Below are 25,669 nucleotides of genomic sequence, written 5' to 3' on the forward strand. Positions count from 1 at the left end.
TTTTTTTACATACAATACACAGGTGTAAGCATCAGGAGTAAGAATGAACAGCGAGATCTAGATCACCCGTTACATCACGATTTCCGCCTAACACCGCCATGTAATCCACTGTTTCAGGAAACATCCTTCGACAAAATAACAAAAATTTTTCAAAACCAGTTGAAATCGGTTACACGCAGCGCTATAATAGCGTTGTAGAAACGTTTCGACAAATGAGCAGAATTTAAGATTCTGTCTAGCAGCCGCCATACTGACTATTTTTGAAGTCGATAAGGGTAAATTTGTTGTTTTGAGCTAAAAATCACAAATTAAAAGTTGCTTTTTCTATTCCAAACTGTATTTTCCAAATAAATACAGATGTACATTTTAGTCTTAAATCGAAACGTTTCGATATGTTGAAACCATTTTCAAGGAACAGAGGTGAGCAGAGATGGGGGCAACGATCAAGGACGTAGCCGCTCTGGCGGGTGTGGCGGTATCGACAGCGTCTTATGCGCTGAATGGAATCGGCCGTGTGAGTACGAAGACACGGGACAGAGTGTTAGAGGCTGCCCGTGAACTGAACTATCAGAAGAACGGAATTGCTTCCGATCTGAAGCGCTCCCGCACCAATACGATTGCTTTGCTACTGAGTGATTTGTCCGGTCCGTATTATTCCAGTCTGATCAAAGGTGTACAGGAAGTCAGCCTGAACAATGGCTATGATCTAATTGCCTGTAGCTCGATTGGTGGGGACACATCGACAGCCGTAAAGTTTATCAAGGAAAAGCGGGTGGACGGAGCTATTATTCTTGCGCATAACATTCCAGATCGAACGATTATGGAATCCGCGCGCGAAGGCTTCCCGATCGTCATGTTGGATCGTCGGTTAGAGCATGAGAGCCTCTGTTATGTCGAAGCGGATCATGAGAAAGGCGGCTTACTTGCTACCAATTATCTGATCGAGAATGGCCATCGCCGTATCGCCTTTGTATCTGGCCCGGCGAGCAGCAAGCATAACAAGGACCGGTACAACGGGTTTTCACAGGCGATGCAGCAGCATGGTTTGACGATTGAACCGCGCTGGAATCTGGTTGGTAACTTTACCGAAGAAGGCGGGTATCGCGCAGTCAAGCTAATGATTGCACAGGGTGATCTGCCGGAGGCAGTATTTTTCGCCAATGATGAGATGGCGCTAGGCGGCATTACGGCGCTAAGCGAAGCAGGGCTTCGGGTACCAGAGGACATTTCGGTTGTCGGCTTCGATGATATTGTTCAGGCTCGTTTCCTAACGCCTGCGCTTACCACGGTACGACAGCCAGATTATGAAGTTGGCGCACTTGCTGTGCATCTGATTTTCCAGATTTTAAAAGGGGAATCGGTTGCAAAGCACTACACACTAGATACTGAACTCGTCATTCGTGGCACAGTCCGAATGAACTGAAAAAGAGGTGTACCTGATGAAAAAATGGTGGAAACCGGCGGTGTCGGGTCTGTTGATCTTTTCCTTTCTGCTTGCTGGATGTTCCGGCGGCAAGGAGCAGACTACAACCTCCGACGGCAAACGAATACTGAAAGTATGGGGCATGGGCGCGGAAGGTACTGCATTAGCACAGATGGCACCGGATTTTGAAGCAAAAAACCCGGACATCAAGGTGGAAGTGCAATCCATCCCATGGGACAACGCACATGACAAGCTGTTGACGGCAGTTGCTTCGCAAAGCGGACCCGATGTTGTGCAGATGGGTATGAGCTGGATACCAGAATTTGCGGATGCTGGCGCACTGCAAGATTTGTCCTCCTATGTGGACAAATATCCGAATTTGAAAGCGGATAATTATTTTAAAGGTGCGCGTACCAAGATGACCTATAATGACAAACTGGTCGGCATTCCATGGTATATCGATACACGCGTATTGTTTTACCGCAAAGATCTGTTGCAGCAGGCTGGATATGATAAGGCTCCCCAAACATGGGACGAGCTGAAAGATGCAGCGACCAAGCTGGCAGCACGCGGTAACGGAAATTACGGTATCCTGCTGGATAGTAAGGATCAACTGTTTACCCTTCCATTTGCATGGGAGAATGGTAGTGAAGTGATTGACAGCAACAACCAAGCGCAATTGAACCAGCCTCCTTATGTGGAGACGATTCAATATTTAAGTAGCTTTTTCAAGGAAGGTATTGCTCCAACCCAAAGTGATATGCAGCTGATTCCGTCATTCGGTGAAGGCATTCTGCCAATGTTCATTAGCGGTCCTTGGACTGTGAACCAGATCAAAACCGAATTGCCAGAACTGAAGCCAGATCAATGGGGAACAGCAATTATTCCTGCTAAGGAGCAGGGTGGTGAAAGCGCATCCGTACTTGGTGGTTCCAATCTGTCTGTGTTCAGCAGTTCCAAAAACACCGAGGACGCTGTGAAGTTCATCTCTTATCTGAATGATCCAGATACTCAGGTGAAATGGTATGAGCTGACGCAGGATTTACCATCCACGACCAAAGCTTGGGATGACAAAGCCTTCCAAGACAGCCCGAATATCCAAACATTCCGTACCCAAATGGATACGGCGCGCTCCACACCATCGGTCAAAGAGTGGGAAACGATTGCAAAACAGATTTCCGACGCATTCGACCAAATCGTTGTTGGTGGCGAGGATATTCAAAAGCAGTTGGATCAATTGAATGAGCAAGCCAATTCTACGCTTCAAAGTGGCAATTAAACCTGTCGTCTCGTCACACTGCACCACATGTAATGAATTGAAAAGGGGGGTCTGATGCTCTGTTGTCATGATGGACACAGGCATCGACCACAGGAAGCAAATTTCATCGTCTCATCGTTTGATTGTGTGTACCGGCGAAGATTTTGCCGTACGTCCTGATTCCGCGCTTATTCGTAATCCGAACGGCATCTTTGCTGCAATTTTTCATCCAAATATAAATAAAGAGGTGGCCCAATGGCTAAATTATGGAAATCCACGATTGTATGTATGCTCGTATTTTCACTCATACTGGCTGGATGCGGTAAAGAAGAGACAACAACCGCGGATGGAAAACGGATTTTGAAAGTGTGGGGCATGGGCGGTGAAGGCGGATCGTTACCAAATATGGTCGAGGCATTTGAAAAAGCAAACCCGGACATTGACGTACAGGTACAGCAAATTCCTTGGGATTCCGCGCATGACAAGCTGCTGACTGCCGTTGCTTCCAAAAACGGCCCTGACGTAATCCAAATGGGGATGACATGGATTCCCGAATTTGCAAATGCAGGCGCATTGCTGGATCTGACTTCGTATGTGGATAAATATCCGAACCTGAAAGAAGATAACTTCTTTGAAGGCGCACGCGAAACGATGAAGTACGATAACAAGCTGATCGCTATTCCATGGTACATGGAAACACGCGTCCTTTACTATCGTACCGATCTACTGAAAGAAGTAGGCTACGATCAAGCACCCAAAACATGGGATGAGCTGAAAGATGCAGCCGACAAGCTGGCAGCACGCGGCAATGGCAACTACGGTATTCTGCTGGATAACCAAGATGCTGCATTCACTCTGCCATTTGCTTGGGAAAATGGTAGTGAAGTGATCGGTAGCGACAACAAAGCACAATTTAACCAACAGCCTTATATTGAAGCAGTACAATACCTGACAAGCTTCTACAAAGACGGTGCAGCTCCAACGCAGAGCGATATGCAGCTGCTACCAGCATTCGGTCAAGGAATCATCCCTATGTTCTTCAGCGGTCCATGGTCGATCAACCAAATTCACGAAACCGTACCACAAATTGATGGCAAATGGGCAACAGCTGTGATCCCTGCCAAAGAAGAGGGCGGCAAAAGTGCATCCGTACTGGGCGGTTCTAACTGGAGCGTATTCAGCAGTGCAGCCAACAAAGACGATGCTGTGAAATTCGTATCGTTCATGAGTGATCCTGCGAACCAGATCGAATACTACAAACTGTCCAAAGACCTTCCATCTACTCTGAAAGCATGGGATGACAAAGCGCTGGATGGCGAGCAAATCAGCACCTTCCGCGATCAAATGGAAACATCCCGTCCATCTCCATTCGTACCACAATGGGAAGCAGTTGGTCAGCTGATCAAAGCGGCACTGCAACAAATTGTTGTGGGTGGAACCGATGTGAAGACACAAATGGAAGATCTAAATACTCAAGCTGACGCATTGCTGCAAAAATAAGCATTGCTTGATCAAGCCAAACAAGGTACAGAACGACGCTCCCGCGCTGTGCATGCAGCCGGGAGATGCCGTTCCACCGGAAGACCATCTTCCGTAAAGGAGGGAACAGAATATGCAAAAGGCCTGGCAGTCGTTGGGCAAGTACAAGTATCCGTACCTGTTCATTGCACCGACGTTAATCATTCTTTTTATTTTCTCATTCATACCGATTCTGGTTGCTGTATTTATCAGCTTTACCAATATGAATCTGGCAGGGCTAGCTGACTGGTCCAATATTGAATTCAACGGCGTACAGAACTTTGTCCAGTTATTCGGTGATGCGGTATTCCGCAAATCCATGTTCAATACGTTGATCTATGTCGTCGTTGGTGTTCCGCTCGTTGTTATCGTCTCGATGGCGATTGCGATTTTGATCAATCAAGGTACGAGCTGGATTTTCAAAACGTTCCGCGTCATTTACTACATGCCGTCCATTACGAATATCGTAGCGATTGCCGTGATCTGGGGCTATCTGTACAACTCCCAATACGGTCTGATCAACCATATGTTGGAAGCGATCGGTATCTCTCCCGTACGCTGGCTACAAGATCCAACCATTGCCAAGTTTTCTTTGATCATTATGGCAGTATGGAAAGCAATCGGTTTGAACATGATCATCTTCTTAGCGGCATTGCAAGGCATTCCGCGCACGTACTATGAAGCTGCACAAATTGATGGTGCAAGCCGCTGGCAACAGCTGATGCGCATTACGGTTCCTCTGCTCGGATTTGCCACATTCTTCGTATCGATCACTACGCTGATCGGTTGGATTCAATTCTTCGAAGAACCGCTCGTTATGACGAAGGGTGATCCGCTGAATGGTACAACATCGATGGCGCTGTTTATTTACCAAACTGGTTTCCAACGCAGTGATTTCGGTTATGCAGCAGCAGGCTCAATCGTGTTGTTCGTGATTATTATTCTCGTTACTCTAATTCAATTCAAAGCACGCAAAAAAGACAGCGATGTCGAATATTGATATCCGAACAGCCTGAATGAGCTGATACCGGAGCACACTGTGAGAGGAGGTTCCGTTATGGATCTTCGCATAAAACCTGTTTATAAAGGCATTATCATTGTCGCGCTACTGATCGGTGCGATCGCCATGTGTATTCCTTTTGTATGGATGATCCTGTCATCGTTCAAGCCGGAGAGTGAGGTTACATCGCTGACTCCTAGCTTTTGGCCACAAGCGCCAACGCTGCACAACTTTGAACGATTGTTTACGGAAATGAACTTCCAAAAATATCTGGTCAATACGTTGATCATTGTATTCTTCTCGTTTATTGGCTTGTTTCTGAATGCGGCAGCTGGTTATGCGTTTGCCAAATTTGAGTTCCCGGGCCGTAACGTTCTGTATTATCTCGTACTGGGTACGATGATGATTCCATCCCAAGTAACGATGATTCCGGTATACCTGATTTTGAATGAAATGCATTTGACCAATACGATGGCAGGGATTGTGCTGCCGGGTATGGTGAACGCGTTTGGTATTTTCTTATTCCGTCAGTTTATGACAAGTATCCCGAACGATCTGATCGAAGCATCGCGTCTGGATGGAGCGGGGGAGATTCGTACCTTCTTCCAGCTAATTATTCCGATTGCGAAACCGATCTTTGCTGTACAAGGGATTCTGACCTTTATCGGCGGCTGGAATAGCTTCCTGTGGCCGTTGATCGTAGCGAATGACGAGAGCCTGTACACGTTGTCCGTCGGTCTGCAATTGCTGAAAGGTCAATACGGTGGTGACTTTGCCATTCAAATGGCGGGTGCATCATTTATGGTTATTCCGATTCTGATCATCTTCATTTTCGCTCAGCGTCATATTATCGAAGGATATACCATTTCCGGTATGAAATAAGCTTTCGTCTTATCTGTTTGAAGCAATGATGTGTAAACAAAACACCCACCTACAGAGATACAGAAATTTATACACTACGGAGGGATTCAGTATGTCTACTGTACAAAACCAGCAACACAAAGCACCTAACGATGCACTTTTCCAAAATGAATACGGCTATTTCACAGCGAACGGACGCGAATATGTCATCACTAACCCGCGTACACCGCGTCCGTGGAGCAATATTATCAGTAACGGCGATTATTCCTTTATGGTTTCCCAAGCAGGCGGCGGCGCATCATGGCGCGGAAATGCTGGTCAGAACCGAATCACTCGTTTGTTCCAAGATGTGATCAAGGATTCATGGGGCAAATTCGTATATCTGCGTGATCGCAGCTCTGGACAGTATTGGTCAGCAGCATGGAAGCCGGTCATGGCAGAGTTTGAAGAATACGAAGTACGTCACGGTATCGGCTACAGTGTATTCACTCAGCAGGTGAATGGTATCCGTAGCGAAATGACAGTATTCGTGGCACCGGATGCACCACTCGAATTGATAAAGTTAAAAATTACCAATAACAGCGAACAGACGCGCGAGCTGGATGCGACTACGTATTTTGAATGGGCACCGGGCTTTGCGCCGGATGAACATCGCGAATTCCACAAAATCTTTATGAATTCCGAATACCGTGAAGATCTGAACGCGATTCAATTGGAAAAATACCTGTGGGGCTTCCCAGATGAGAAAGGACGCAGCAATAACGTAAGCTGGCCTTATACTGCATTCCACGCAGCAAGCGAAAAGCCAACTTCCTATGATGCAGACAAAGAATCATTTGTCGGTATGTATGGGGAGGAAGCACGTCCGCAAGCGATGCAGGATAAGGAATTGGCAGGTCATACAGGACGGTTTGGCGATGCGGCGGCTTCACTGCGCGTAGCGTTCAAGCTGGAGCCGGGCGCTTCTCATACGGTTGTATTTACCATCGGTGCTGCGGAGCATGAGAAGGAAGATGCTGCTGCACTGATTCAAGAATATACAAGCGTAGAAGCAGCGGATCGTACGCTGGCAAGAGTGCATGAATTCTGGAGTGAGCTGATTGATCAGGAAGAGATTCAAACGCCTGACCCAGCGATGAATATTATGACCAACGTCTGGTTGAAATATCAATCCATTTCTTGTCGCCTATGGGGCAAAACGGCATATTATCAAGTGAGTGCGGGTTACGGTTATCGTGACCAATTGCAGGATTCACAGATCTTCCTGACCAGCAAGCCAGAATTGATGCGTAAGCAGATTCTGATGCACGCGTCCCAGCAATTCCAAGAAGGCGATGTGCTGCACTGGTGGTTCACGATCAAAGGCGGCGGTCCACGCACACGCTGTTCGGATGACCTGCTGTGGCTGCCGTTCATTCTCGATCCGTATCTGAAAGAAACACAGGATTATGATATTCTCGACGAAGTAACACCATTCCTCGATGGCGGCGAAGCGAACGTATACGAGCACTGCAAACGTGCGATTGAGAAAACGTTCAAACGTTTCAGCCCACGCGGTGTACCACTGATGGGTGAGCATGACTGGAACGATGGACTGAGCGCGATCGGTTACGACTGGAAAGGCGAAAGCTTCTGGGTCGGCGAGTTCCTGTACATGATTCTAGGCAGCTTTGCACCGGTTGCCGCTAAACGTGGCGATCAAGCATTCGCTGATAAAATGCTGGACGTACAAAGCAGTCTGAAAAAGGCGCTCAACGAGCACGGCTGGGATGGCGAATGGTACTTGCAGGCGACAACCGATGATGGTCTCAAAGTCGGTTCCAAAGAAAACGAAGAGGGTCAGATTTTCCTCAATCCGCAAATCTGGGCAGTTATTTCCGGTGTAGCGGACGAGGAGCGTGGTCAGCAGGCAATGGAAAGCGTCAGCAAGCATCTGCTGCGTGATTACGGCTCACTGCTGCTGTATCCGGCTTATACGAAGGTACGCCGCGACATCGGTTATATCACACGCTATGCACCGGGTCTGCGCGAAAATGGCGGTGTCTATACACACGCTGCGACATGGGCAGTGTGGGCGTATACGCTGGCTGGTCAACCAGAAAAAGCATACGAAGCGTACAGCAAAATTTGTCCGCCTAACCGTTCTCACGAGCCAAACAGCTATGTGGGCGAACCGTATGTAACACCGGGTAACTCTGACGGTCCAATCTCGCCGAACTATGGTCGTGGCGGCTGGACTTGGTATACCGGTTCTTCTCAATGGCTGCAACGCATGGCAACCAACTGGATTCTGGGCGTACGCGCAGAGAATGAAGGTCTGCTGATTGATCCTAGTATTCCGTCGGAATGGCCGGAATTCAGCTACCGTCGTAACTTCCGCGGCGCTACCTATCTGATCCATGTGGATAACAGCGCGGGTGTATCGCGTGGCGTGAAGTCCATTACTGTGGACGGCAAAGCGATCGAAGGCAATATTCTGCCTGATTTCAAAGATGGCAAAGAGCATGAAGTGAAAGTGGTATTGGGGTAAACGGGAACGGATATAATAGCCTAATGTGATCAGACATGTACTCATGTCGTATTGCATGGGGAAGACAGAATAGAGGATGCGGGATGCACAACATTTCACATCCAATCCTCTGTCACGGAGGAGCATGGCTGCTAAGATAGACAGCCATGCTTTTTTCGTTTTCCTATCCATCGCAAGAATGGATTGTTTAATGGCGGAGGAATGTAATATAATTTCAAAAAGCAATCTGGATTAAAGGAGACGTGAGGGATAGCGATGACATGGTATATCAAGCATTTTAACGAGTTGAATACGACAGAACTGTATTGCATATTGAAGGAACGCACGGATATTTTTGTAGTGGAGCAGAATTGCCCATATCCCGAAGTGGATGGTAAAGATATCCATTGCTATCATCTGTTCAAATGGGAGGATGAGCAGATCGTAGCGTATGCGCGTTTACTGCCGCCAGGCATCGCTTATACGCAGGCATCCATCGGTCGTGTTATCGTAAAAGCATCCCATCGAGGACAAGGGCTTGCCGGCGATTTGTTTGCACGAGCGATTCACTACATTCAGCAGCAATTGAACGAAACGGAAATCAAAATTCAAGCGCAGGAGTATTTGTGTACTTTTTACGGTTCTTACGGTTTTGAGCCGATCTCGGAATCGTATTTGGAGGACGGCATTCCGCATGTCGATATGCTGCTGACCAAGCGTCTGGAGCCAATGAAGGTATCTTAGAAGATGTATATAAAGCTAGAAGCGGATACAAGGTTAGAAGTGTATGTACAGTCAATTGGTATTTTGAAAACATAAAAAAGCCGCTCATCGAAAGCTGAATGAGCGGCTTTTTTATGTTTTCATCTTTTTGATCAAACTCCAATTCCCAATCTATAAACCATGGACACAATTATGATGCAATAGACAAAAATAGCGAACACAGACACAATTTGGACTTATCCAAAACAAGCCATCCAAAATACGACCAGAACTGTAAATATAAACATAGTGCTGCAACTGGTTAGATTTGGACAAAATAGCTAAAAATTAAAATTGGAAATTCGTAACTCACTGGTGTAGAATGGGAAATGTAAACAGGATCACAGAAGAAGCAAGGGGGCATGAACAGCTCAGTATTACTTCGGAATATGCTCAATGTTACAGACAAATGGCAGACGAACGATTTGTTTCCATTGGATTTTTTTGTACCGCACTCAAATTCATTGATAATCGGGCTAAAAAACCCAAATTATTCTTTATGTACACCAAAGAAAACGTTTTCTTAATGCAGGGTCGCTTTTCCTCGCTTATGGTCCCATTTTAGGCTATTTTGTGATTAATAAGATAGAGGTATAATGAAAAGTGTTGCAATTCCGTCACAAAAATATTCACAAAAAATTCAAGACGGAGGGAATCCTCGATGACAATCGACGAATCGAACAGACCATCGTTATGGCAATCGTATTATGGACCCAATCTGGGGTACGTACAGGAGCAGTATGAAAAGTACAAACAAGATCCTCAATCGGTAGATGAGGGGTACCGTGAGCTTTTTGAACGTCATGGGGAACCAGTAGCTCCGGCAGCGTCCATTTCTGACACGACACGTGAAAGTGGGACAAGTACGCCGGGCAAAGTAGACACCAATCTGTTAAAGAAAGCGGTTGCAGCAGAACGGCTGGTATGGAACATCCGTACATACGGGCATCTAGCAGCAGATATTGATCCGCTTGGACTCAGCACACCGTCCGATGTACGTCTGCTTGATCCAGAGCAGTATGGTCTCGGTCAGCGCGATCTGGCGCAGCTTCCTGCATCCTTGATCTGGGAAAATGCACCGGATGAAGCGAAGGACGGCTGGGAAGCGATTCAGATTTTGCGTAAAAAGTATACCGGTCCACTGGCATACGAATTTTCGCATGTGCATGATGAGCAGGAGCGTAACTGGCTGAACCGCCAGGTAGAAACAAACTCCGCCTCCCAAACCCTCACCAACGAAGAACGTGTGGAGCTTCTGCACCGTCTCGTGGAAGTGGAACAATTTGAAGAATTCCTGCATAAAACATTTGTAGGACAAAAGCGTTTTTCCATTGAAGGAAATGACGCGCTCGTACCGATGCTGGATACGATCGTGCGCATCGCTGCGCGCGGTGGCGCTCGTCACGTACTGATGGGTATGGCTCACCGTGGTCGCCTGAATGTACTGGCACACGTGCTGAACAAGCCGTACGCCAAAATTTTCTCTGAATTCCATCATTCTCCGAACAAGGACATGATTCCATCGGAAGGCTCGATGGGCATCAACTTTGGCTGGACGGGGGATGTTAAATACCATCTGGGTGCTCGCTACTCTATGAGCAGTGAGAGTCAAAGCTACGACACCCGCCTGACACTGGCGAACAACCCAAGTCACTTGGAGTACGTGAACCCAGTCGTGGAAGGCTTCACACGCGCGGCGCAGGATGATCGCAGTGAGAAGGGCTATCCGCGTCAGGATAAGGACAAAGCAGCAGCGATCATTATGCACGGTGACGCGGCATTCGCCGGTGAAGGCATCGTGGCGGAGACGCTGAACTTTAACCAACTGCCGGGCTTCCAGAACGGCGGTACGATTCACATTATCGTGAACAACCGTCTCGGATTCACAACCGACAGCAAGGACTCCCGTTCTACGCATTATGCGAGTGACCTGGCAAAAGGTTATGAGATTCCGGTTGTACACGTGAACGCTGATGATCCCGAAGCATGTATTCGTGCAGCTGAGCTGGCGATGCAATACCGTAACCTGTTCAAAAAAGATTTCCTGATCGATCTGATCGGTTATCGTCGTTACGGCCATAACGAAGCGGATGATCCAGAAACAACGCAACCGCTCATGTATGGCAAAGTGAAAAACCATCTGCGTGTCGCTTCGATCTACGGCAAACGCTTGGCGGAGCGTAGCGTAACGCAAAGCGATAAATACGAAGATTTCAAAAATGAAGTACAGGATCAGCTGAAAACCATCTATGACGAAGTGAAGCAGAACGAAACGCAAAGCGCATTTGGACCGGTCAATCCGGCAGGCGAAGGTGCTGAACAAGCATCTAACCAAACTGCTGTACCAGCGCCACTGCTGAACCAAATCAATGAAGGTTTGCTGACTTGGCCGGAAAACTTCAGCGTGTATCCGAAGCTACAGCGTATTCTGGAACGTCGCCGCAATGCACTGACTCCAGAAGGTCGCGTCGATTGGGGACATGCCGAGACACTGGCATTTGCATCCATTCTGGCAGAAGGCAAGCCGATTCGTATTACTGGACAGGATGCGGAGCGTGCAACCTTTGCACATCGTAACCTTGTACTGCATGATGCGAAGACTGGCGAAGAATTCTGCCCACTACATCGTTTGCCGGAAGCGAAAGCATCATTTGCCATTCATAACAGCCCGCTGTCTGAAGCTGCTGTGATCGGTTTTGAATACGGCTACAATGTATATGCACCAGAGACGCTAGTCATCTGGGAAGCTCAGTACGGCGACTTCGTGAATGCGGGTCAGGTACTGATCGACCAATTCATCTCCGCTGGACGCAGCAAATGGACACAGAAATCCAGTCTCGTTATGCTGCTGCCGCATGGTTATGAAGGTATGGGTCCAGAGCACTCCAGCGCACGTCCAGAGCGTTTCTTGCAGCTGGCGGCTGAAGATAACTTTACCGTGGCGAATCTGACCTCTGCTTCTCAGTACTTCCACCTTCTGCGTCGTCAAGCGCTTAGCACAGAAACGGAAGAAGCACGTCCGCTCATCGTTGTTGCACCGAAAAGTCTGATCCGTAACCAACGTGTAACGGTTCCGGCTGTCGAACTGAGCGAAGGTAGCTTCCGTCCGATTCTGGAACAAACCGGTCTGGGTGGGAACAAAGATGCGGTTGAACGCGTCCTGCTATGTACTGGTAAAGTAGCAATCGATCTGGAAGAGGCGCTAGAGAAGGAAAAGGATACCGATTTCTCTTGGCTGCATATTATCCGTGTAGAGCAGCTGTATCCGTTCCCGAAAGAAGAAATCACCAAGGTGCTGTCTGGCTTCAAAAACCTACAGGAAATCATCTGGGTACAGGAAGAGCCACAAAACATGGGTTACTGGACATACACCGAATCCAGACTGCGTGCGCTGTCTAACGGCATTGACGTCAGCTATATCGGTCGTCCAGAACGTTCTAGCCCGGCAAGCGGCTACCAGCACGTTCACGCTATTGAGCAACAACGCATCCTGACATCAGCACTCAAACCAAATTCGTTGAAAAACATATCCCTTGGGAGGTAACAGCTGTGAGCGAAATTAAAGTACCGGAAATGGGCGAATCAATCACCGAAGGAACCGTATCAAAATGGGTTGTGAAAGAAGGGGATACGGTCAGCCAGGGCGATGTTCTACTGGAATTGGAAACAGACAAAGTTAATCTGGAAATTAGTGCCGAAGAAGATGGCGTGATTGAATCGATCACCCGTCAGGAAGGCGAAACGGTACAGGTTGGTGAATCGGTTGGCGTGATCGGCGCTGGCACAGGCGCTCCTAAAGCGCCAGCAGCACCACCTGCTACACCAGAAGCGCCACCAGCAAAAGCGGAAGCACCTGCTGCATCGGCTCCTGCCAATGAGCAAGCACGTGAATCCAAAACCGATTTGGCTGCGGCGGCAACGGCTGGCAAACCGGATAGCGATACGATTGCAACACCGGCAGCACGTAAGCTTGCACGTGAGCGTGGTATTGATCTGAATGCGGTACAGGGCAACGACCCAATCGGTCGTGTCAAACATGACGATGTACGCAAGCATGACGACAAGCCGACGAACCTCGGCGCACCACCAAGCAAACCAGCTCCACCAGCACCTAAAGCACCAGCAGCGGATAGCAATCCTGCGAAACCTGCGGATGTTGTACCGATGTCCCGCCGTCGTCGCACGATTGCGAATCGTCTGGTAGAAGCACAGCACAATGCAGCGATGCTGACTACATTCAACGAAGTCGATATGACTGCGATTCTGGATGTACGTAAACGCCGCAAAGACAAATTCAAGGAAAAGCATGATGTGGGCCTCGGCTTCATGTCCTTCTTTACCAAAGCAGTTGTCGGTGCGCTGAAAGCTTATCCGATGGTCAACTCCGAGATTAGCGGCGATGATGTCATCATCAAAAAGTATTATGACATCGGTATTGCCGTATCTGCGAAAGAAGGTCTGGTTGTACCAGTCGTTCGCGATGCAGACCGTCTAGGCTTTGCAGGTATTGAAAAAGAAATCGCCAACCTCGCTTCCAAAGCGCGTAATAACAGCCTGGCATTGTCCGAGCTGCAAGGCGGTACTTTTACCATCACTAACGGTGGTGTATTCGGTTCCCTGCTGTCCACACCAATCTTGAACGCACCACAGGTCGGTATTCTGGGTATGCACAAAATCCAGCTGCGTCCAGTGGCGATTGATGAGACACGTATGGAAAACCGTCCAATGATGTACATCGCTCTGTCGTATGATCACCGGATCATTGATGGCAGCGAAGCAGTAAGCTTCCTCGTGAAAGTAAAAGAATTGCTGGAAGATCCAGAAACACTGCTGATCGAAGGCTAATCATATCGAATGGTACTTCCATCAACATGGCATCGTAAGTTCATGCTGATGGAAACCACGACAAAGCGTGAACGTCAAAAGAGCTTCTCCTTTATTGGAGAAGCTCTTTTAGTTATATTCATCAGCAGATGCAGTAGAAGAGACAAGGATCTGATGCAAACGACAATACTTTCATACAAGAATAGTCACGCTACAATTCCCGTTTACAAAACCGCAAAGTTTGAATAGGTTCAATAGTACAGGTCTACGTAGGAGTCGTCTACGACATCTTATACCTATATACTGTTGAAACCGACGATTTTATACTTTACGAGTAGGCGGCGTCTGATTAGCACGACGCTGTTTTGCCAGCTGGTTAGATTCTTGATTTACTGCCTTCAATAGACTAATTGCCATCATGACAATTACGAAGGAGAACGGCAGTGCAGCAATGATCATAGTGTTTTGCAAAGCCTGTAATCCACCGGAATATAGCAATACTAGCGCAATAGCCGTCAGCAGCAAGCCCCAGATCACTTTCAGGAGATTGCTCGGATTTTGCGAACCGTTTGTTGTCATCATACCAAGTACGAAGGTACCGGAATCCGCCGATGTAATAAAGAAAATCCCGATAAGTGCAATTGCCAGTAGCGAGATGGCAGAAGCAAATGGAAATGTAGACAGCATACCGAAAAGCGATTGCTCTGTGGTGAGCGCAGAGATTAATTTGGTGCCGCTACGTTCCAGTGCAATCGCAGAGCCGCCAAATACAGAGAACCAGATAAAGCTAATAATCGAAGGTGCTAACAGTACATAGGCGACGAATTCGCGGATGGTACGCCCTTTGGAGACACGAGCAATAAAGATACCTACAAACGGCGACCAAGCAATCCACCATGCCCAATAGAAGATTGTCCATGTATTAATCCACTCGCGATTTTGCGAATTGAGCGGAGCTAGACGGAAGCTCATATTGATGAAGTTTTGCAAGTATTTGCCGATGGTATCGGTAAACAGATTCAGTGTAAACAGCGTAGGTCCCAAAATAAATACGAGCAGCATCAGCGCGCCTGCCAGAACCATATTCACATTACTGAGAATACGAATCCCTTTATCCAGCCCGCTCAGTGCAGATGCGAGGAACATAACGGTCACGATAATAATGATAATAAACTGACTTACAAAGCTGGATGGCATCCCATAGAGGAATGACAATCCGCCATTAATTTGTACAGCACCAAATCCTAGTGAGGTCGATACCCCGATCACAGTAGCCAAAACAGCGATCACATCAATTGCTTTGCCGAATTTGCCGCTTGCATACTTGCCCAGAATCGGCGTTAGTGTGACACTAATCAAGCCTGCGCTGCCGCGTCTGAACATGAAATATGCAAGCGACAAGCCGACCAGACCATAGACTGCCCACGCATGAATCCCCCAATGGAAAAAGGTATACTGCATCGCATCACGAACCGCTTCGGTTGTACCCGTTTCTCCAGTAGGCGATTGCAGCGCATAGTGGCTAATCGGCTCAGCTGTTCCATAGAATACTAGACCAATCCCAACGCCTGCACTGAATAGCATAGCTACCCAAGTAGGACGGGAAAATTCCGGCTTGTCTTCCGGTTTGCCAAGCTTGATTTTACCGACAGGGCTGATCATCAGATACAGACAGATCGCAACAAATGCGGTCACAATAATCAAGTAATACCAGCCAAACGTATTGGTAATAAAGGCTTCCGTCGAAGCGGTAACATCTTCAAAAGCTTGCGGAGCAATAACGCCCACGAGAACCAGAAGCAGCAAAATAGCTGCCGATACATAAAATACAACAGTTGTTTGTTTCATGGGTGTGTAACAGCTCCTCATCGTAATTGGCATGCAGAACGTATTCATAAACTAAGTAGAAGGATGAATAACTGCGGGTATATTCTATAAAAATGAATATACAGCCAGAATGTAGTACGTATGTCTTGAATCAATACTCTTGTTCTGTTGCCAGCTTGCCAGCTGCAAAACGCGACTTCCAGTATACCGAAATCAAAATGTCATTGCAAAACATAACACAACCTATTCCTTCACAGGAAGGATGAGTAGCGACTATACCCATTTCAAAAGGCATAATGTACTCAACTTTTACCTGTTGTTTCCAGAAGTGCATACAAGCGATACTATTAAATAAGCAATCATGCGGTATAATAAACAAGATGAAACCGTTTTATATTGAAATCCCAATCACAGATGGATATTAACCCGTAAGGAGGCTACATAGATGGTAATTGACGACAAAAGTTATGACATTAAGGGATTAAGCTATATCATCCGCTGTGCGAAACCGGACGATGCAGAAAGTCTGGCAGAGGTGCGCCTACAAATTGACGGTGAAACGGAAAACATGGATCGCCGCCGTGGAGAAGCATATATGGAGCCGGATGGATTTGCAGCACTGATTCAAAATGATCTGGACAATCCAACCAATCTGTTTCTAGTGGCGGAAGCCAATGGACGCATTGTGGGGTATTCTCGCTGCGAAGGCAGTCCACTTAGTCGGATGGCGCATAAGGTGGAATTTGGTGTTGGTGTCATCCGAGACTACTGGGGACATGGAATCGGCAGACAGCTGCTGGATCGCTCTGTGGAGTGGTCGGATGAGACTGGTATTCAGAAAATGACGCTGCATGTGATCGAAACCAATGTCAAAGCAATTGATATGTACAAAAAGGTCGGCTTTGAGATTGAAGGGGTATTGAAGCGTGATCGACTGCTGGCAGACGGTAATTATTACAATACCATCGCGATGGGACGCTTTAGATTGTAATTTTTTTCTGTTGAACATATGATTTTTGAATACATGGTTGGCAGCTTTATTATGTTTCTTATGGGACTTCAATACAATACAGTGTTAATAGATGCAATATCAATACCATATACCTATCTTAACCAGCCGTATGATGAATGTCATACGGCTGGTTTTTTCATGAAAATAATATGAATTTCATAAGACGGCAAGCAAGGTATGATTAGACCCAAAGGGGTATGGTTAAATGTAGACATATAAGATGACTGATAATGAGGATGTTTTGGTGGACAAGAAGATCGTAATGTATCAACAGTTCATCATTATCTATTCATTCGTACTATTCGGTACATACAGAAAGACAGGAGTGGTAACATGAGTACGATTCAACCAGATCAACATGATGAAGCAAGTCGCAAAGCATTTTTGCGCAAAATCATTCTTATTTCTACGCTAGGTGGTCTGTTATTTGGCTACGATACGGGTGTCATTAACGGTGCGCTGCCGTTTATGTCCGCACCGGATCAGCTCAATCTGACCTCATTGACGGAAGGTATGGTAACCAGTTCCTTGCTGCTTGGTGCTGCATTTGGTGCAGTACTAGGTGGACGACTGGCAGATGCAATTGGACGTAGACAAAGTATTCGCTATTTGGCGGTATTGTTTTTCTGTGCGACCATCGGTTCTGCACTGGCGCCGAATGTGCCAGTGATGGTCATTTGCCGACTGATTCTCGGTTTGGCGGTTGGTGGTGCATCGGTTACCGTGCCATCGTATCTGGCGGAGATTGCTCCAGCCAATCAACGCGGCGGGATCGTGACGCGCAATGAGCTGATGATCGTTAGCGGTCAGCTACTCGCGTTCATATTTAACGCGATTCTCGGTACAACGCTTGGTCACAATGGGCATATCTGGCGTTATATGCTGGCAATGGCATCAATTCCGGCAGTATTCCTTTTCATCGGTATGTTCCGCGTACCGGAAAGCCCGCGTTGGCTCGTGACACAAGATGAACCGAAACGAGCATTGCGCATTTTGAAGCGGATGCGCAGTATAAAGCAAGCAACACGCGAATTAAAAGAAATCAAAACGAATGCGGAAGTAGAAGAAGATACAGAACAGGCAGGGTTCCGCGATCTAGCTACACCGTGGATTCGTCGGATCGTCCTAATTGGTATCGGAATCGGGGTCGTACAGCAGATTACAGGTGTAAACTCCATTATGTATTACGGAACGGAAATTTTACGTCAATCCGGTTTTGGAACCAATGCGGCGCTGATCGGGAATATTGCCAATGGCGTAATCTCGGTAGCGGCAACCTTCCTCGGTATGTGGCTGGTCGGTCGCGTCGGTCGTCGTCCTATGCTGCTTACTGGTCTGATCGGTACAACGACAGCATTGCTGCTGATTGCCATCTTCTCCAATGCACTAATCGGTACGGCAGCACTGCCGTATGTGATTCTCGGACTAACGGTTACGTTCCTTGCATTCCAGCAAGGGGCTGTATCACCTGTCACATGGTTAATGCTGTCTGAAGTATTTCCACAGCGCCTGCGTGGTTTCGGTATGGGAGTTAGTGTATTTTGCAGCTGGATGGTGAACTTTTCCGTCGGCTTGCTGTTCCCGATCTTGACCGGTAGCATTGGGATGTCGTGGACATTCTATGTATTCGTAGCGCTTGGTGTGATCGCAATTGGTTTTATCCTCAAATTCCTGCCAGAAACGAAAGGGCTGACGTTGGAGCAGGTCGAACAAAAATTCCGTGCCTTTGGAGATGACGCCGCTGCTGCGGTAAATAACAACAAGGATGGAAATGCTGCTCTAAAAGGGTAAGCCCAACGATTCTATATTACTGAGTTGGAATATAGGAACGTTATTGCATGAATAGACTGCTATAATTGATAGCATAAGCATCATATCCATGTACAAACAGAAAGGGACAAATCTTGATGTCGTTATGACAGAAAGGGTTTGTCCCTTTTTGATATGTTTAGGGAAAAAGTAAGAAGGGTATTGAACGTTACGGCGTGCATAGCCTTTGTTGTTGTTGAGATGCTGATATGGCATCAGTATGAACATGCACAATGACGATCTGGCTGATTACAAGGATGTTTTATATGTAACGTCTAAGCGGAATGGCGTATCGCTATCCGCTATACGCAAGTCCATTTTATCGTGCAGGAAGGAAAGGAGATTGTACAGAATGAGACAGCAAGTACGCATTGGCACTACCGATCTACTCGTAACACCGATTGGACTTGGCACTAACAAGGTTGGTGGTCATAATCTGTTCCCAAACCTGAATGACGAAGAGGGGAAAGCTATCGTTCGTGAAGCGCTGGATCTCGGAATCAACTTCTTGGATACCGCGTATATCTACGGACCAGAGCATTCCGAACGACTGATTGGCGAAGTATTAAAAGAAACCGGGAAACGTGATAGTGTGATACTCGCTACCAAGGGTGCGCATAAGATTGGCGATGATGGTAAAACGACCATCGACAACTCTCCAGCATTTCTGCGGGAACAAGTCGAGAATAGCTTAAAGCGTCTGCAAACCGATCATATTGATCTATACTATATTCATTTTCCAGATGAGCATACGCCCAAAGACGAAGCAGTTGGCGAATTGAAAAAGCTGAAGGATGAAGGCAAGATTGGTTCGATTGGCGTATCTAACTTCTCGTTGGAGCAGCTCAAGCAAGCGAATATTCATGGTGACGTAGATGTACTGCAATCTAACTATAATTTGCTGGAACGCGAAGTAGAAGAGGAGTATTTCCCTTATTTAATCGAAAATAAAATCTCCTTTGTTCCTTATTTCCCATTAGCCTCCGGTCTGCTCGGCGGCAAATATAATAAGGATACTCAGCTGAGTGATAGCCAAAAGAAAAAGCCGCTGTTCAAAGACGGTAATTATGAAAAGAATCTGGCGAAGATACAACATCTGCATCAAATCGCCAAAGATTTGAACAGCGAGGTTGCCAATGTTGTACTGGCTTGGTACCTAACACGCGAGCCGATTGATGTGGTCATTCCGGGTACTAAGGACAAACACCAGCTGCATAATAACCTCAAAACACTGGATGTGAAGCTATCACCAGAACAGATCCAGCATATCGACGAGGTATTCGCACCACAGCCTCAAGGCGCCAATCAATCCTAAGCATACAGACAGCAGACATTCGTACAGCTGTACGGATATGCTGAAATACAAAATGTAAAATGAAAAAATCAGATCCAAAGGATCGAAATAGTGAAGTCGGTGCTGGACCATCCAAGGTTCCACCGACTTTTTCTATATCAATTTTGAATATCCATACCTATAAATTAAAATTTCAATATATGAAAAATTCATAATAGAAACCATAGCCGTACCTTGTTCCTTGATTCGAATCTCATCCTACGAACGGGTATAATAAGAAAAGCTACACAGCAAGAAATACTCAGTAAAAAGAACAGCTATCGAGCAAAGCAATCATCAGAAAATGGTAGGTGAACACAGTATGAACAAGTCCAATACGCATGTCCGGCATACTCAGCCATCCGATGCCGATCCGCATCCAGCTTCCCTTTCCAAACAAAATCATCGCAAATCCATGTATCGTCAGAGTATGAAATGGCGTATGCTGTATGCGATAGCCGCTCTGCTAACGATGGTGCTTGGTCTGGCATCACGTCGCTATGATTATCTGCTTCCAACATGGTTGGCGGAACAGGCAGGGGATGCGTTATGGGCAGGAATGATTTATTGGGGGCTGCGTCTATTGACGGTGCCTCGTCGTATAGGGATTGCACTGCTAGGGGCGTTGTTTTTCAGCTATGGGATCGAATGTAGTCAGTTGTATCAGGCAGAGTGGATCAACGCTATTCGCGCCACGACACTTGGCGCACTGGTGCTGGGACATGGATTTCTAGTAGCGGATTTGTTTCGGTACACCGCAGGCGTTTTATGTATGTACATAATCGATATCCTCATCATGAAGAAGCAACAGCAACGTATATTTCATTTATAATCCATCGATAGACAGGAGAGTAGAACATGACACAAAGACCGGATTTTGACAGTGAACATCAGGAAGAAGTTCCTGATCCTATGCAGCAAGAGAATGAGGGTGTGCGCCGTCAAGGAGTAGCAATCGCGCCACCACCGCAGCTACAGCATGAGCTTGATGGCGAGCAAGGCTCGTTTATTTTAAAGCTGCGGGTCGATCTGTGCTGGGAACCGCAACATTTATTAACGTTGTTGAAACAAATGTATGAATATATCATCTCTGTCGATAGCGCTGCTCAATTGAATCGCAAGACAGCAGGGGAGCTATGGTTTGTGATTCATTTTATTCAAAATTGGTCATCTCACGAAGCATTCCGTCATGCGAACCCATATCCAGACGATTATTACCGCGATGTGTATGAGCTGCTATTTATGCTGGGCGATTGGTACTTTACTGGCGAATGTCCATTTACAAATCCCGGTTCCATGCTGGACGAGATTCGGAGTTTGGAACAGGGGAATGGATAATAGTCTGCGCAAGATCGTTGCTGTACAGTGCGGATAGCAGCAACGATCAATGCGAAGCTGCGGCATGTACAATCTCCTCCATCGTAACCATATACAGGCGATTATCATTGTATATGACCAAGGAATCACCACGAAAGTCAGAACATATCATTTGCAAGGTATGACCAGTTTCGTCCATCAATTGGATGGATTGACCTTTGCTAAGGATGTTAGGTTTGTTCGTCTTCTTGAGTATCAATGATCCATGCTTGTCATATCCGCCGTCAAATAAGAAGTGGTATCCATCTGTGCAAAATCCGTAGGAGCCTGACACATTGGGCTGTACCATATCTATATGCGGCTGGGAGAGGCTACCGCTGATACGACCTAGCATAAAGTCTGTGTAGTAGTAAAACCAGATTTCTTTATCGTTTATGACATTTAACGCATAGCAATCCACAATATCAACTTTATCGTTGCTGTATAGCTTTTCACCATGCGCATCCCAAGCGATCAGCCCATTCGCACCAACAGGATGTTTCCAACCATGATTGCCGAATATACCTTCATCAAAATAACTTGTCCAAATGGTTCCGCTTTTGGTAACCTGTACCTGCTGAATACCATCGCCTAAGAGGAACTCGCGAACTAGCTGACCGTTCCAATGGAAGACGGCGGCATTTCGATCATAACGATCCTGTCCATAATAATGACAGCGTGCGCCAACAAGCAGCAATTCATCATGCAATGGCTGAATATAATGGTAATTGAAATGCTGATTGGGTAAAGTTACCTGTTGCTGTATGATGCCGTCTGCAATTTGTAATACCTGATAGGTATAATCGTTTTTTAATACAGAAGGCACAAACATTCCATTGATTCGGGATGGCAACTCATCGATCAGCAATACATAAATATAGCCATCAGCGCCCATTTGTACCGAAACAATCTGGAATCCAGACATAGACTCTCCCATATCAATGATGGGCTGAAGCTGAACATTGGTATTTGTAGAGCGCGAAGAAGAACGGGACATACCAAAACCTCCAATGTAAATAGTAGTAGATGATTACAGCACTAAAAAAGGATAAACTACAAAACGAAGTCAGATGTCGTGGCTGTCTGTCAATCGTTCAGAGTTTATCCTTATCATGCCTGTTCCTACAAAGAAGCAACAGGGTAAAAGTATGGCAAGTTTAGCATGATCTACAAACCGTTAATCATTCAAATCTTTTTATACTTAGTAAGCAGTAAGCAGTAAGCAGTAAGCAGTAAGCAGTAAGCAGTAAGCAGTAAGCAGTAAGCAGTAAGCAGTAAGCAGTGGAGTATGGAAGGTAAGGAGGTATGTTCTGTACGTTTCCTAACTCTACTGCTGCTGAATCTGCTCCCACAGCTGGCTATTCACATACTGCGATTGTCCAGTAACATCTTCGCCAAACCAGTCAGGTGCGGTGTAAGCATGAAATTGCTCTTCACTATCAAATTCGATCTCAATCGTAATAAGCCCTTGCTGTACCGTATTATGATAAATATCCAGATCGTACGTATGACCATCCAGCTGTACTTTATGCCGCGTTTTTTTCAAAGGAGTGACGTGTAAGCGCGAAGTCAGCTGCTCATACAGTTCACTGCCGATCTGAAATTCTGTTTCATCGCGGGAGATGCCAGAGCCAGCTTTATGCGTCATCGTAAAGGTTTCTTCGCCATGACTGAGCAGTCTGCGGACGCGCAGCGATTCCTTTTCCGTAGAAGCAAGATACGTCTGATCAATCTCCTGTGTGCGCGTAATTGTAAGATCATCTGGGTATCCGGTAAGCAGATATTTGCGTTCAATTTCCTTAGCCATAGTAAAAGTTAGCCTCCTGTAAAGTGTAGTAAAATTGCTAATAGAGCTGATGAAATGGCAGAAGATAGTGTGTATTGATTTGCAATGTACCCTTACGTGTAATTATAATACTATACAATTCTAACTTTGCCGAATGATGAACATACATACTAGACGAGGTGATGATCTTGAGACTTGCAGAAGCATTGATTGTACGATCTGATCTGCAGAAGCGTATAGAACAGGTCAAAGTGCGCTTGAATCTAAATGCAAAAATTCAAGAAGGAGAACAACCCGCTGAGCAGCCAGCCGAGCTGTTGCGTGAATTGCAGGAGCTGTTGAACCAACTCGGTTCGTTGATTCGTCGGATTAATCGTACCAATGCGCAGACGCTAGTCGACGATCAGCGCACATTGGCAGATGCACTGGCAGAGCGAGATATATTATCTCTACATCGCAATGCGTTGTCCGAGTTGGTTCAGTCGGCAAGTGTACGGCAGGATCGGTTTACCCGTTCTGAGATCAAATTCTTCGCTACGGTTGATATTGCCGCCTTACAGCGTCAGTTAGATCAACTTGCTAAGGACTATCGTCAACTGGATACGCGTATACAGGAGCTGAACTGGTTAACCGATCTGATCGAGGAATAACATATCGATTGAGAAGAAGATATTCCGCAAGCAGGTAGCGACCTATAATGAAGCGAGCACGAAACCGCCAACTGGTTAAGTTGGAAGTGAAGGGAGATGAGGGGCCATCTCGGGGTGCGAATCCCTATTTACAATTCAGCCTTGTAAAGTGACAAGCGTACACATGACACATACCATTTACTACCGTGTGCTGGTCATTCAGGTCGTGAGGGCGGGTTTGGGGTTTTGCGGAAGATTAGAGATTTATCTATATTTGGTGTACAATACATAATAGGTATTCATTGAGAATGATTATCAAGGAGGAATATCCATGTCTATATCTGAAGCAATTCGTAATCGTCGCTCGGTTGGTAAAGTAAAACCTGATACGATTCCGCATGAACAGATTCAGCAGATTTTGGAAGCAGGCATTTGGGCACCGAATCACCGTTTGACGGAGCCTTGGAAGTTTTTCGTATTGGAAGGAGACGGTCGCTACAAATTGGGCGATGCGCTCGCCAATGTTGCGCGCGCTCAAGGCGCAGATGATGAGAAAGCCGCTTCCGCTCGCAGCAAGGTAGAACGCGCTCCCATCATTATCGCGGTAGCAGTAGAACCAGTCGACAATGCAAAGATTATTGAGCTGGAAGAATACGGTGCTGTCTTTGCAGCGATTCAAAACATGTTGCTGGAAATTCATGAGCTTGGTCTTGGCGCCGTTTGGAGAAGTGGCGAACCTTGCTATCACCAAGAAATGAACAAAGCCTTCGGTTTGAGCGAAAAAGGTAAAATGCTGGGCTTTATCTATCTAGGCGTGCCTGAACGTACCGATCTTACCAGCAAACGCACACCATTTGCCGAGAAAACCGAATGGATTAGCGAATACAACGGTTGATGTTAAGCAGGTTGGTATAGAAGCATCATTTTAGCAGCATATAAAATGCAATAAGCATGTATCTAAACAGGTAGTCATCTACAGGGTGACTACCTGTTTTTTGTTATATAGAACGGATTGCTTCAAGCGGTGAAGTGATTGTATAGTCATACAGCCTGTAGATATGTTGCCTGCACATCGCGATCTCTCTATATCCCATACACCCTTATCTCTCTACATCCTACATCGCCATATCCGAGGCAGCCCGCCAAAGTTTATTCTCTACATTCTCATATGATAAAATACACACAAAAGGAGGAATCGTTATGAAACTTCATCTACCTACATGCCCCAACTGCCATCATCAGTATACATGGAAGGAGGCTTGGCGACTGGCGTATGACGAAGGACCGTCAAATCGTCCTGTTCACAACCGCATGTGCCTAAAATGTTGTGCCGATCTGTACCCAACAAGCAAAACACGTACACGTTTGTTCAAGGTGGCAATCAGTATACAGCTTGTGCTGTTCTTGATCATGCTATTATGTCATGCCTCGAATACAGTCTTATTATGTTTGCCGATCCTTTATGGTATGACAGTATATGGTATTCGTCCGTTTATTTATCGGTATCAGCAGCATGAGGAATCATTGTTCCGGCTATAACAGTCAGATGATGCAGCCGGATGCAGCTAGCGAGCGGTAGTACAGTCAGAGCATCATGCAACTCGAGTACCCACCAGTTACAGCTTTATTCGGTATACATACGCGGATACGAATCTTTATTGAGAAGAAAGTAAATACCAACAGACTATAATAGGCAAAATGTAGCTTGGAACCGCTTGTTCACTCGAAAATCATAATCTCTGGTTAACCAGCGCCGCCGTTT

The 25,669-nt window shown here is 46.4% G+C and carries 20 protein-coding genes; 17 read left to right on the forward strand and 3 right to left on the reverse strand.

Annotation, left to right across the window (positions count from 1 at the left end):
• Positions 1–430 precede the first annotated feature (430 nt).
• From ABXR35_RS05810 to odhB, 9 genes are all read left to right on the forward strand, one after another.
• Entirely contained in the window at positions 431–1,423 is a 993-nt protein-coding gene (locus ABXR35_RS05810) for a LacI family DNA-binding transcriptional regulator (protein ID WP_367056719.1), read from the forward strand.
• Positions 1,424–1,439: 16 nt separating this feature from the next.
• On the forward strand, positions 1,440–2,702 hold the full coding sequence (locus ABXR35_RS05815; RefSeq protein WP_367056722.1) for a sugar ABC transporter substrate-binding protein: 1,263 nt from the start codon (positions 1,440–1,442) through the stop codon (positions 2,700–2,702).
• A gap of 234 nt (positions 2,703–2,936) precedes the next feature.
• The gene (locus tag ABXR35_RS05820) at positions 2,937–4,181 is read left to right on the forward strand and encodes a sugar ABC transporter substrate-binding protein (RefSeq protein ID WP_367056725.1); all 1,245 of its coding nucleotides are present in this window, start codon (positions 2,937–2,939) and stop codon (positions 4,179–4,181) included.
• A 112-nt stretch (positions 4,182–4,293) separates the two neighbouring features.
• Positions 4,294–5,199 (forward strand): carbohydrate ABC transporter permease, encoded by a 906-nt coding sequence (locus ABXR35_RS05825; protein ID WP_367056728.1) that lies wholly within the window; start codon positions 4,294–4,296, stop codon positions 5,197–5,199.
• 57 nt (positions 5,200–5,256) lie between these two features.
• A complete protein-coding gene (locus ABXR35_RS05830) occupies positions 5,257–6,081 on the forward strand; it encodes a carbohydrate ABC transporter permease (protein ID WP_367056731.1) in 825 nt (274 codons plus the stop codon).
• A gap of 91 nt (positions 6,082–6,172) precedes the next feature.
• The gene (locus ABXR35_RS05835; RefSeq protein WP_367056734.1) at positions 6,173–8,590 is read left to right on the forward strand and encodes a glycoside hydrolase family 94 protein; all 2,418 of its coding nucleotides are present in this window, start codon (positions 6,173–6,175) and stop codon (positions 8,588–8,590) included.
• Positions 8,591–8,845: 255 nt separating this feature from the next.
• Positions 8,846–9,313 carry a GNAT family N-acetyltransferase gene (locus tag ABXR35_RS05840; protein ID WP_367056737.1) on the forward strand — a complete coding sequence of 156 codons (468 nt, stop codon included), beginning with the start codon at positions 8,846–8,848 and terminating at the stop codon, positions 9,311–9,313.
• 679 nt (positions 9,314–9,992) lie between these two features.
• Complete coding sequence (locus ABXR35_RS05845; protein ID WP_367056740.1) at positions 9,993–12,875, forward strand: 2-oxoglutarate dehydrogenase E1 component; 2,883 nt, start codon at positions 9,993–9,995, stop codon at positions 12,873–12,875.
• 5 nt (positions 12,876–12,880) lie between these two features.
• The gene (gene odhB / locus ABXR35_RS05850) at positions 12,881–14,176 is read left to right on the forward strand and encodes a 2-oxoglutarate dehydrogenase complex dihydrolipoyllysine-residue succinyltransferase (RefSeq protein WP_367056743.1); all 1,296 of its coding nucleotides are present in this window, start codon (positions 12,881–12,883) and stop codon (positions 14,174–14,176) included.
• 300 nt (positions 14,177–14,476) lie between these two features.
• On the opposite strand, the gene ABXR35_RS05855 is transcribed toward odhB, so the two are convergent.
• Positions 14,477–16,003 (reverse strand): glycine betaine uptake BCCT transporter, encoded by a 1,527-nt coding sequence (locus ABXR35_RS05855; RefSeq protein WP_367056746.1) that lies wholly within the window; start codon positions 16,001–16,003, stop codon positions 14,477–14,479.
• A gap of 424 nt (positions 16,004–16,427) precedes the next feature.
• Between ABXR35_RS05855 and ABXR35_RS05860 the strand changes: the two genes are divergently transcribed.
• From ABXR35_RS05860 to ABXR35_RS05880, 5 genes are all read left to right on the forward strand, one after another.
• Positions 16,428–16,973: a GNAT family N-acetyltransferase gene (locus ABXR35_RS05860; protein WP_367056749.1), complete on the forward strand. Its 546-nt coding sequence runs from the start codon at positions 16,428–16,430 to the stop codon at positions 16,971–16,973.
• A 354-nt stretch (positions 16,974–17,327) separates the two neighbouring features.
• On the forward strand, positions 17,328–18,785 hold the full coding sequence (locus tag ABXR35_RS05865; RefSeq protein WP_367056752.1) for a sugar porter family MFS transporter: 1,458 nt from the start codon (positions 17,328–17,330) through the stop codon (positions 18,783–18,785).
• Between the two features lie 370 nt (positions 18,786–19,155).
• Positions 19,156–20,118, forward strand: a complete 963-nt coding sequence (locus ABXR35_RS05870; RefSeq protein WP_367056755.1) for an aldo/keto reductase — start codon at positions 19,156–19,158, stop codon at positions 20,116–20,118.
• A 340-nt stretch (positions 20,119–20,458) separates the two neighbouring features.
• Positions 20,459–20,968, forward strand: coding sequence for a ribosomal maturation YjgA family protein (locus ABXR35_RS05875; protein WP_367056758.1), 510 nt, complete (start codon positions 20,459–20,461; stop codon positions 20,966–20,968).
• Positions 20,969–20,994: 26 nt separating this feature from the next.
• Positions 20,995–21,474 carry a hypothetical protein gene (locus tag ABXR35_RS05880; RefSeq protein WP_367056761.1) on the forward strand — a complete coding sequence of 160 codons (480 nt, stop codon included), beginning with the start codon at positions 20,995–20,997 and terminating at the stop codon, positions 21,472–21,474.
• Between the two features lie 46 nt (positions 21,475–21,520).
• Here ABXR35_RS05880 and ABXR35_RS05885 read toward each other — a convergent pair whose 3' ends face one another.
• Positions 21,521–22,489 (reverse strand): YxiH-YxzG fusion protein, encoded by a 969-nt coding sequence (locus ABXR35_RS05885; RefSeq protein WP_367056764.1) that lies wholly within the window; start codon positions 22,487–22,489, stop codon positions 21,521–21,523.
• A gap of 330 nt (positions 22,490–22,819) precedes the next feature.
• Positions 22,820–23,299, reverse strand: coding sequence for a CYTH domain-containing protein (locus ABXR35_RS05890; protein ID WP_367056767.1), 480 nt, complete (start codon positions 23,297–23,299; stop codon positions 22,820–22,822).
• A 167-nt stretch (positions 23,300–23,466) separates the two neighbouring features.
• On the opposite strand from ABXR35_RS05890, the gene ABXR35_RS05895 reads away from it, so the two are divergent.
• The 3 genes from ABXR35_RS05895 to ABXR35_RS05905 all read left to right on the forward strand — a co-directional run bounded on the left by ABXR35_RS05895 (position 23,467) and on the right by ABXR35_RS05905 (position 25,446).
• Positions 23,467–23,928: a DIP1984 family protein gene (locus tag ABXR35_RS05895; RefSeq protein WP_367056770.1), complete on the forward strand. Its 462-nt coding sequence runs from the start codon at positions 23,467–23,469 to the stop codon at positions 23,926–23,928.
• Positions 23,929–24,238: 310 nt separating this feature from the next.
• On the forward strand, positions 24,239–24,802 hold the full coding sequence (locus ABXR35_RS05900) for a nitroreductase family protein (protein ID WP_367056773.1): 564 nt from the start codon (positions 24,239–24,241) through the stop codon (positions 24,800–24,802).
• Positions 24,803–25,107: 305 nt separating this feature from the next.
• Positions 25,108–25,446, forward strand: coding sequence for a hypothetical protein (locus ABXR35_RS05905; protein ID WP_367056776.1), 339 nt, complete (start codon positions 25,108–25,110; stop codon positions 25,444–25,446).
• Positions 25,447–25,669 lie beyond the last annotated feature (223 nt).

It is taken from the genome of Paenibacillus sp. JQZ6Y-1 (genome assembly GCF_040719145.1).
Lineage (GTDB): Bacteria > Bacillota > Bacilli > Paenibacillales > Paenibacillaceae > Saccharibacillus > Saccharibacillus kandeliae.

What these genes read in the sequence shown, in the direction of transcription:
- ABXR35_RS05810 (WP_367056719.1), top strand. Translation starts at nt 431, where the DNA reads ATGGGGGCAACGATCAAGGACGTAGCCGCTCTGGCGGGTGTGGCGGTA.
- ABXR35_RS05815 (WP_367056722.1), top strand. Translation starts at nt 1,440, where the DNA reads ATGAAAAAATGGTGGAAACCGGCGGTGTCGGGTCTGTTGATCTTTTCC.
- ABXR35_RS05820 (WP_367056725.1), top strand. Translation starts at nt 2,937, where the DNA reads ATGGCTAAATTATGGAAATCCACGATTGTATGTATGCTCGTATTTTCA.
- ABXR35_RS05825 (WP_367056728.1), top strand. Translation starts at nt 4,294, where the DNA reads ATGCAAAAGGCCTGGCAGTCGTTGGGCAAGTACAAGTATCCGTACCTG.
- ABXR35_RS05830 (WP_367056731.1), top strand. Translation starts at nt 5,257, where the DNA reads ATGGATCTTCGCATAAAACCTGTTTATAAAGGCATTATCATTGTCGCG.
- ABXR35_RS05835 (WP_367056734.1), top strand. Translation starts at nt 6,173, where the DNA reads ATGTCTACTGTACAAAACCAGCAACACAAAGCACCTAACGATGCACTT.
- ABXR35_RS05840 (WP_367056737.1), top strand. Translation starts at nt 8,846, where the DNA reads ATGACATGGTATATCAAGCATTTTAACGAGTTGAATACGACAGAACTG.
- ABXR35_RS05845 (WP_367056740.1), top strand. Translation starts at nt 9,993, where the DNA reads ATGACAATCGACGAATCGAACAGACCATCGTTATGGCAATCGTATTAT.
- ABXR35_RS05855 (WP_367056746.1), bottom strand. Translation starts at nt 16,003, where the DNA reads ATGAAACAAACAACTGTTGTATTTTATGTATCGGCAGCTATTTTGCTG.
- ABXR35_RS05860 (WP_367056749.1), top strand. Translation starts at nt 16,428, where the DNA reads ATGGTAATTGACGACAAAAGTTATGACATTAAGGGATTAAGCTATATC.
- ABXR35_RS05865 (WP_367056752.1), top strand. Translation starts at nt 17,328, where the DNA reads ATGAGTACGATTCAACCAGATCAACATGATGAAGCAAGTCGCAAAGCA.
- ABXR35_RS05870 (WP_367056755.1), top strand. Translation starts at nt 19,156, where the DNA reads ATGAGACAGCAAGTACGCATTGGCACTACCGATCTACTCGTAACACCG.
- ABXR35_RS05875 (WP_367056758.1), top strand. Translation starts at nt 20,459, where the DNA reads ATGAACAAGTCCAATACGCATGTCCGGCATACTCAGCCATCCGATGCC.
- ABXR35_RS05880 (WP_367056761.1), top strand. Translation starts at nt 20,995, where the DNA reads ATGACACAAAGACCGGATTTTGACAGTGAACATCAGGAAGAAGTTCCT.
- ABXR35_RS05885 (WP_367056764.1), bottom strand. Translation starts at nt 22,489, where the DNA reads ATGTCCCGTTCTTCTTCGCGCTCTACAAATACCAATGTTCAGCTTCAG.
- ABXR35_RS05890 (WP_367056767.1), bottom strand. Translation starts at nt 23,299, where the DNA reads ATGGCTAAGGAAATTGAACGCAAATATCTGCTTACCGGATACCCAGAT.
- ABXR35_RS05900 (WP_367056773.1), top strand. Translation starts at nt 24,239, where the DNA reads ATGTCTATATCTGAAGCAATTCGTAATCGTCGCTCGGTTGGTAAAGTA.
- ABXR35_RS05905 (WP_367056776.1), top strand. Translation starts at nt 25,108, where the DNA reads ATGAAACTTCATCTACCTACATGCCCCAACTGCCATCATCAGTATACA.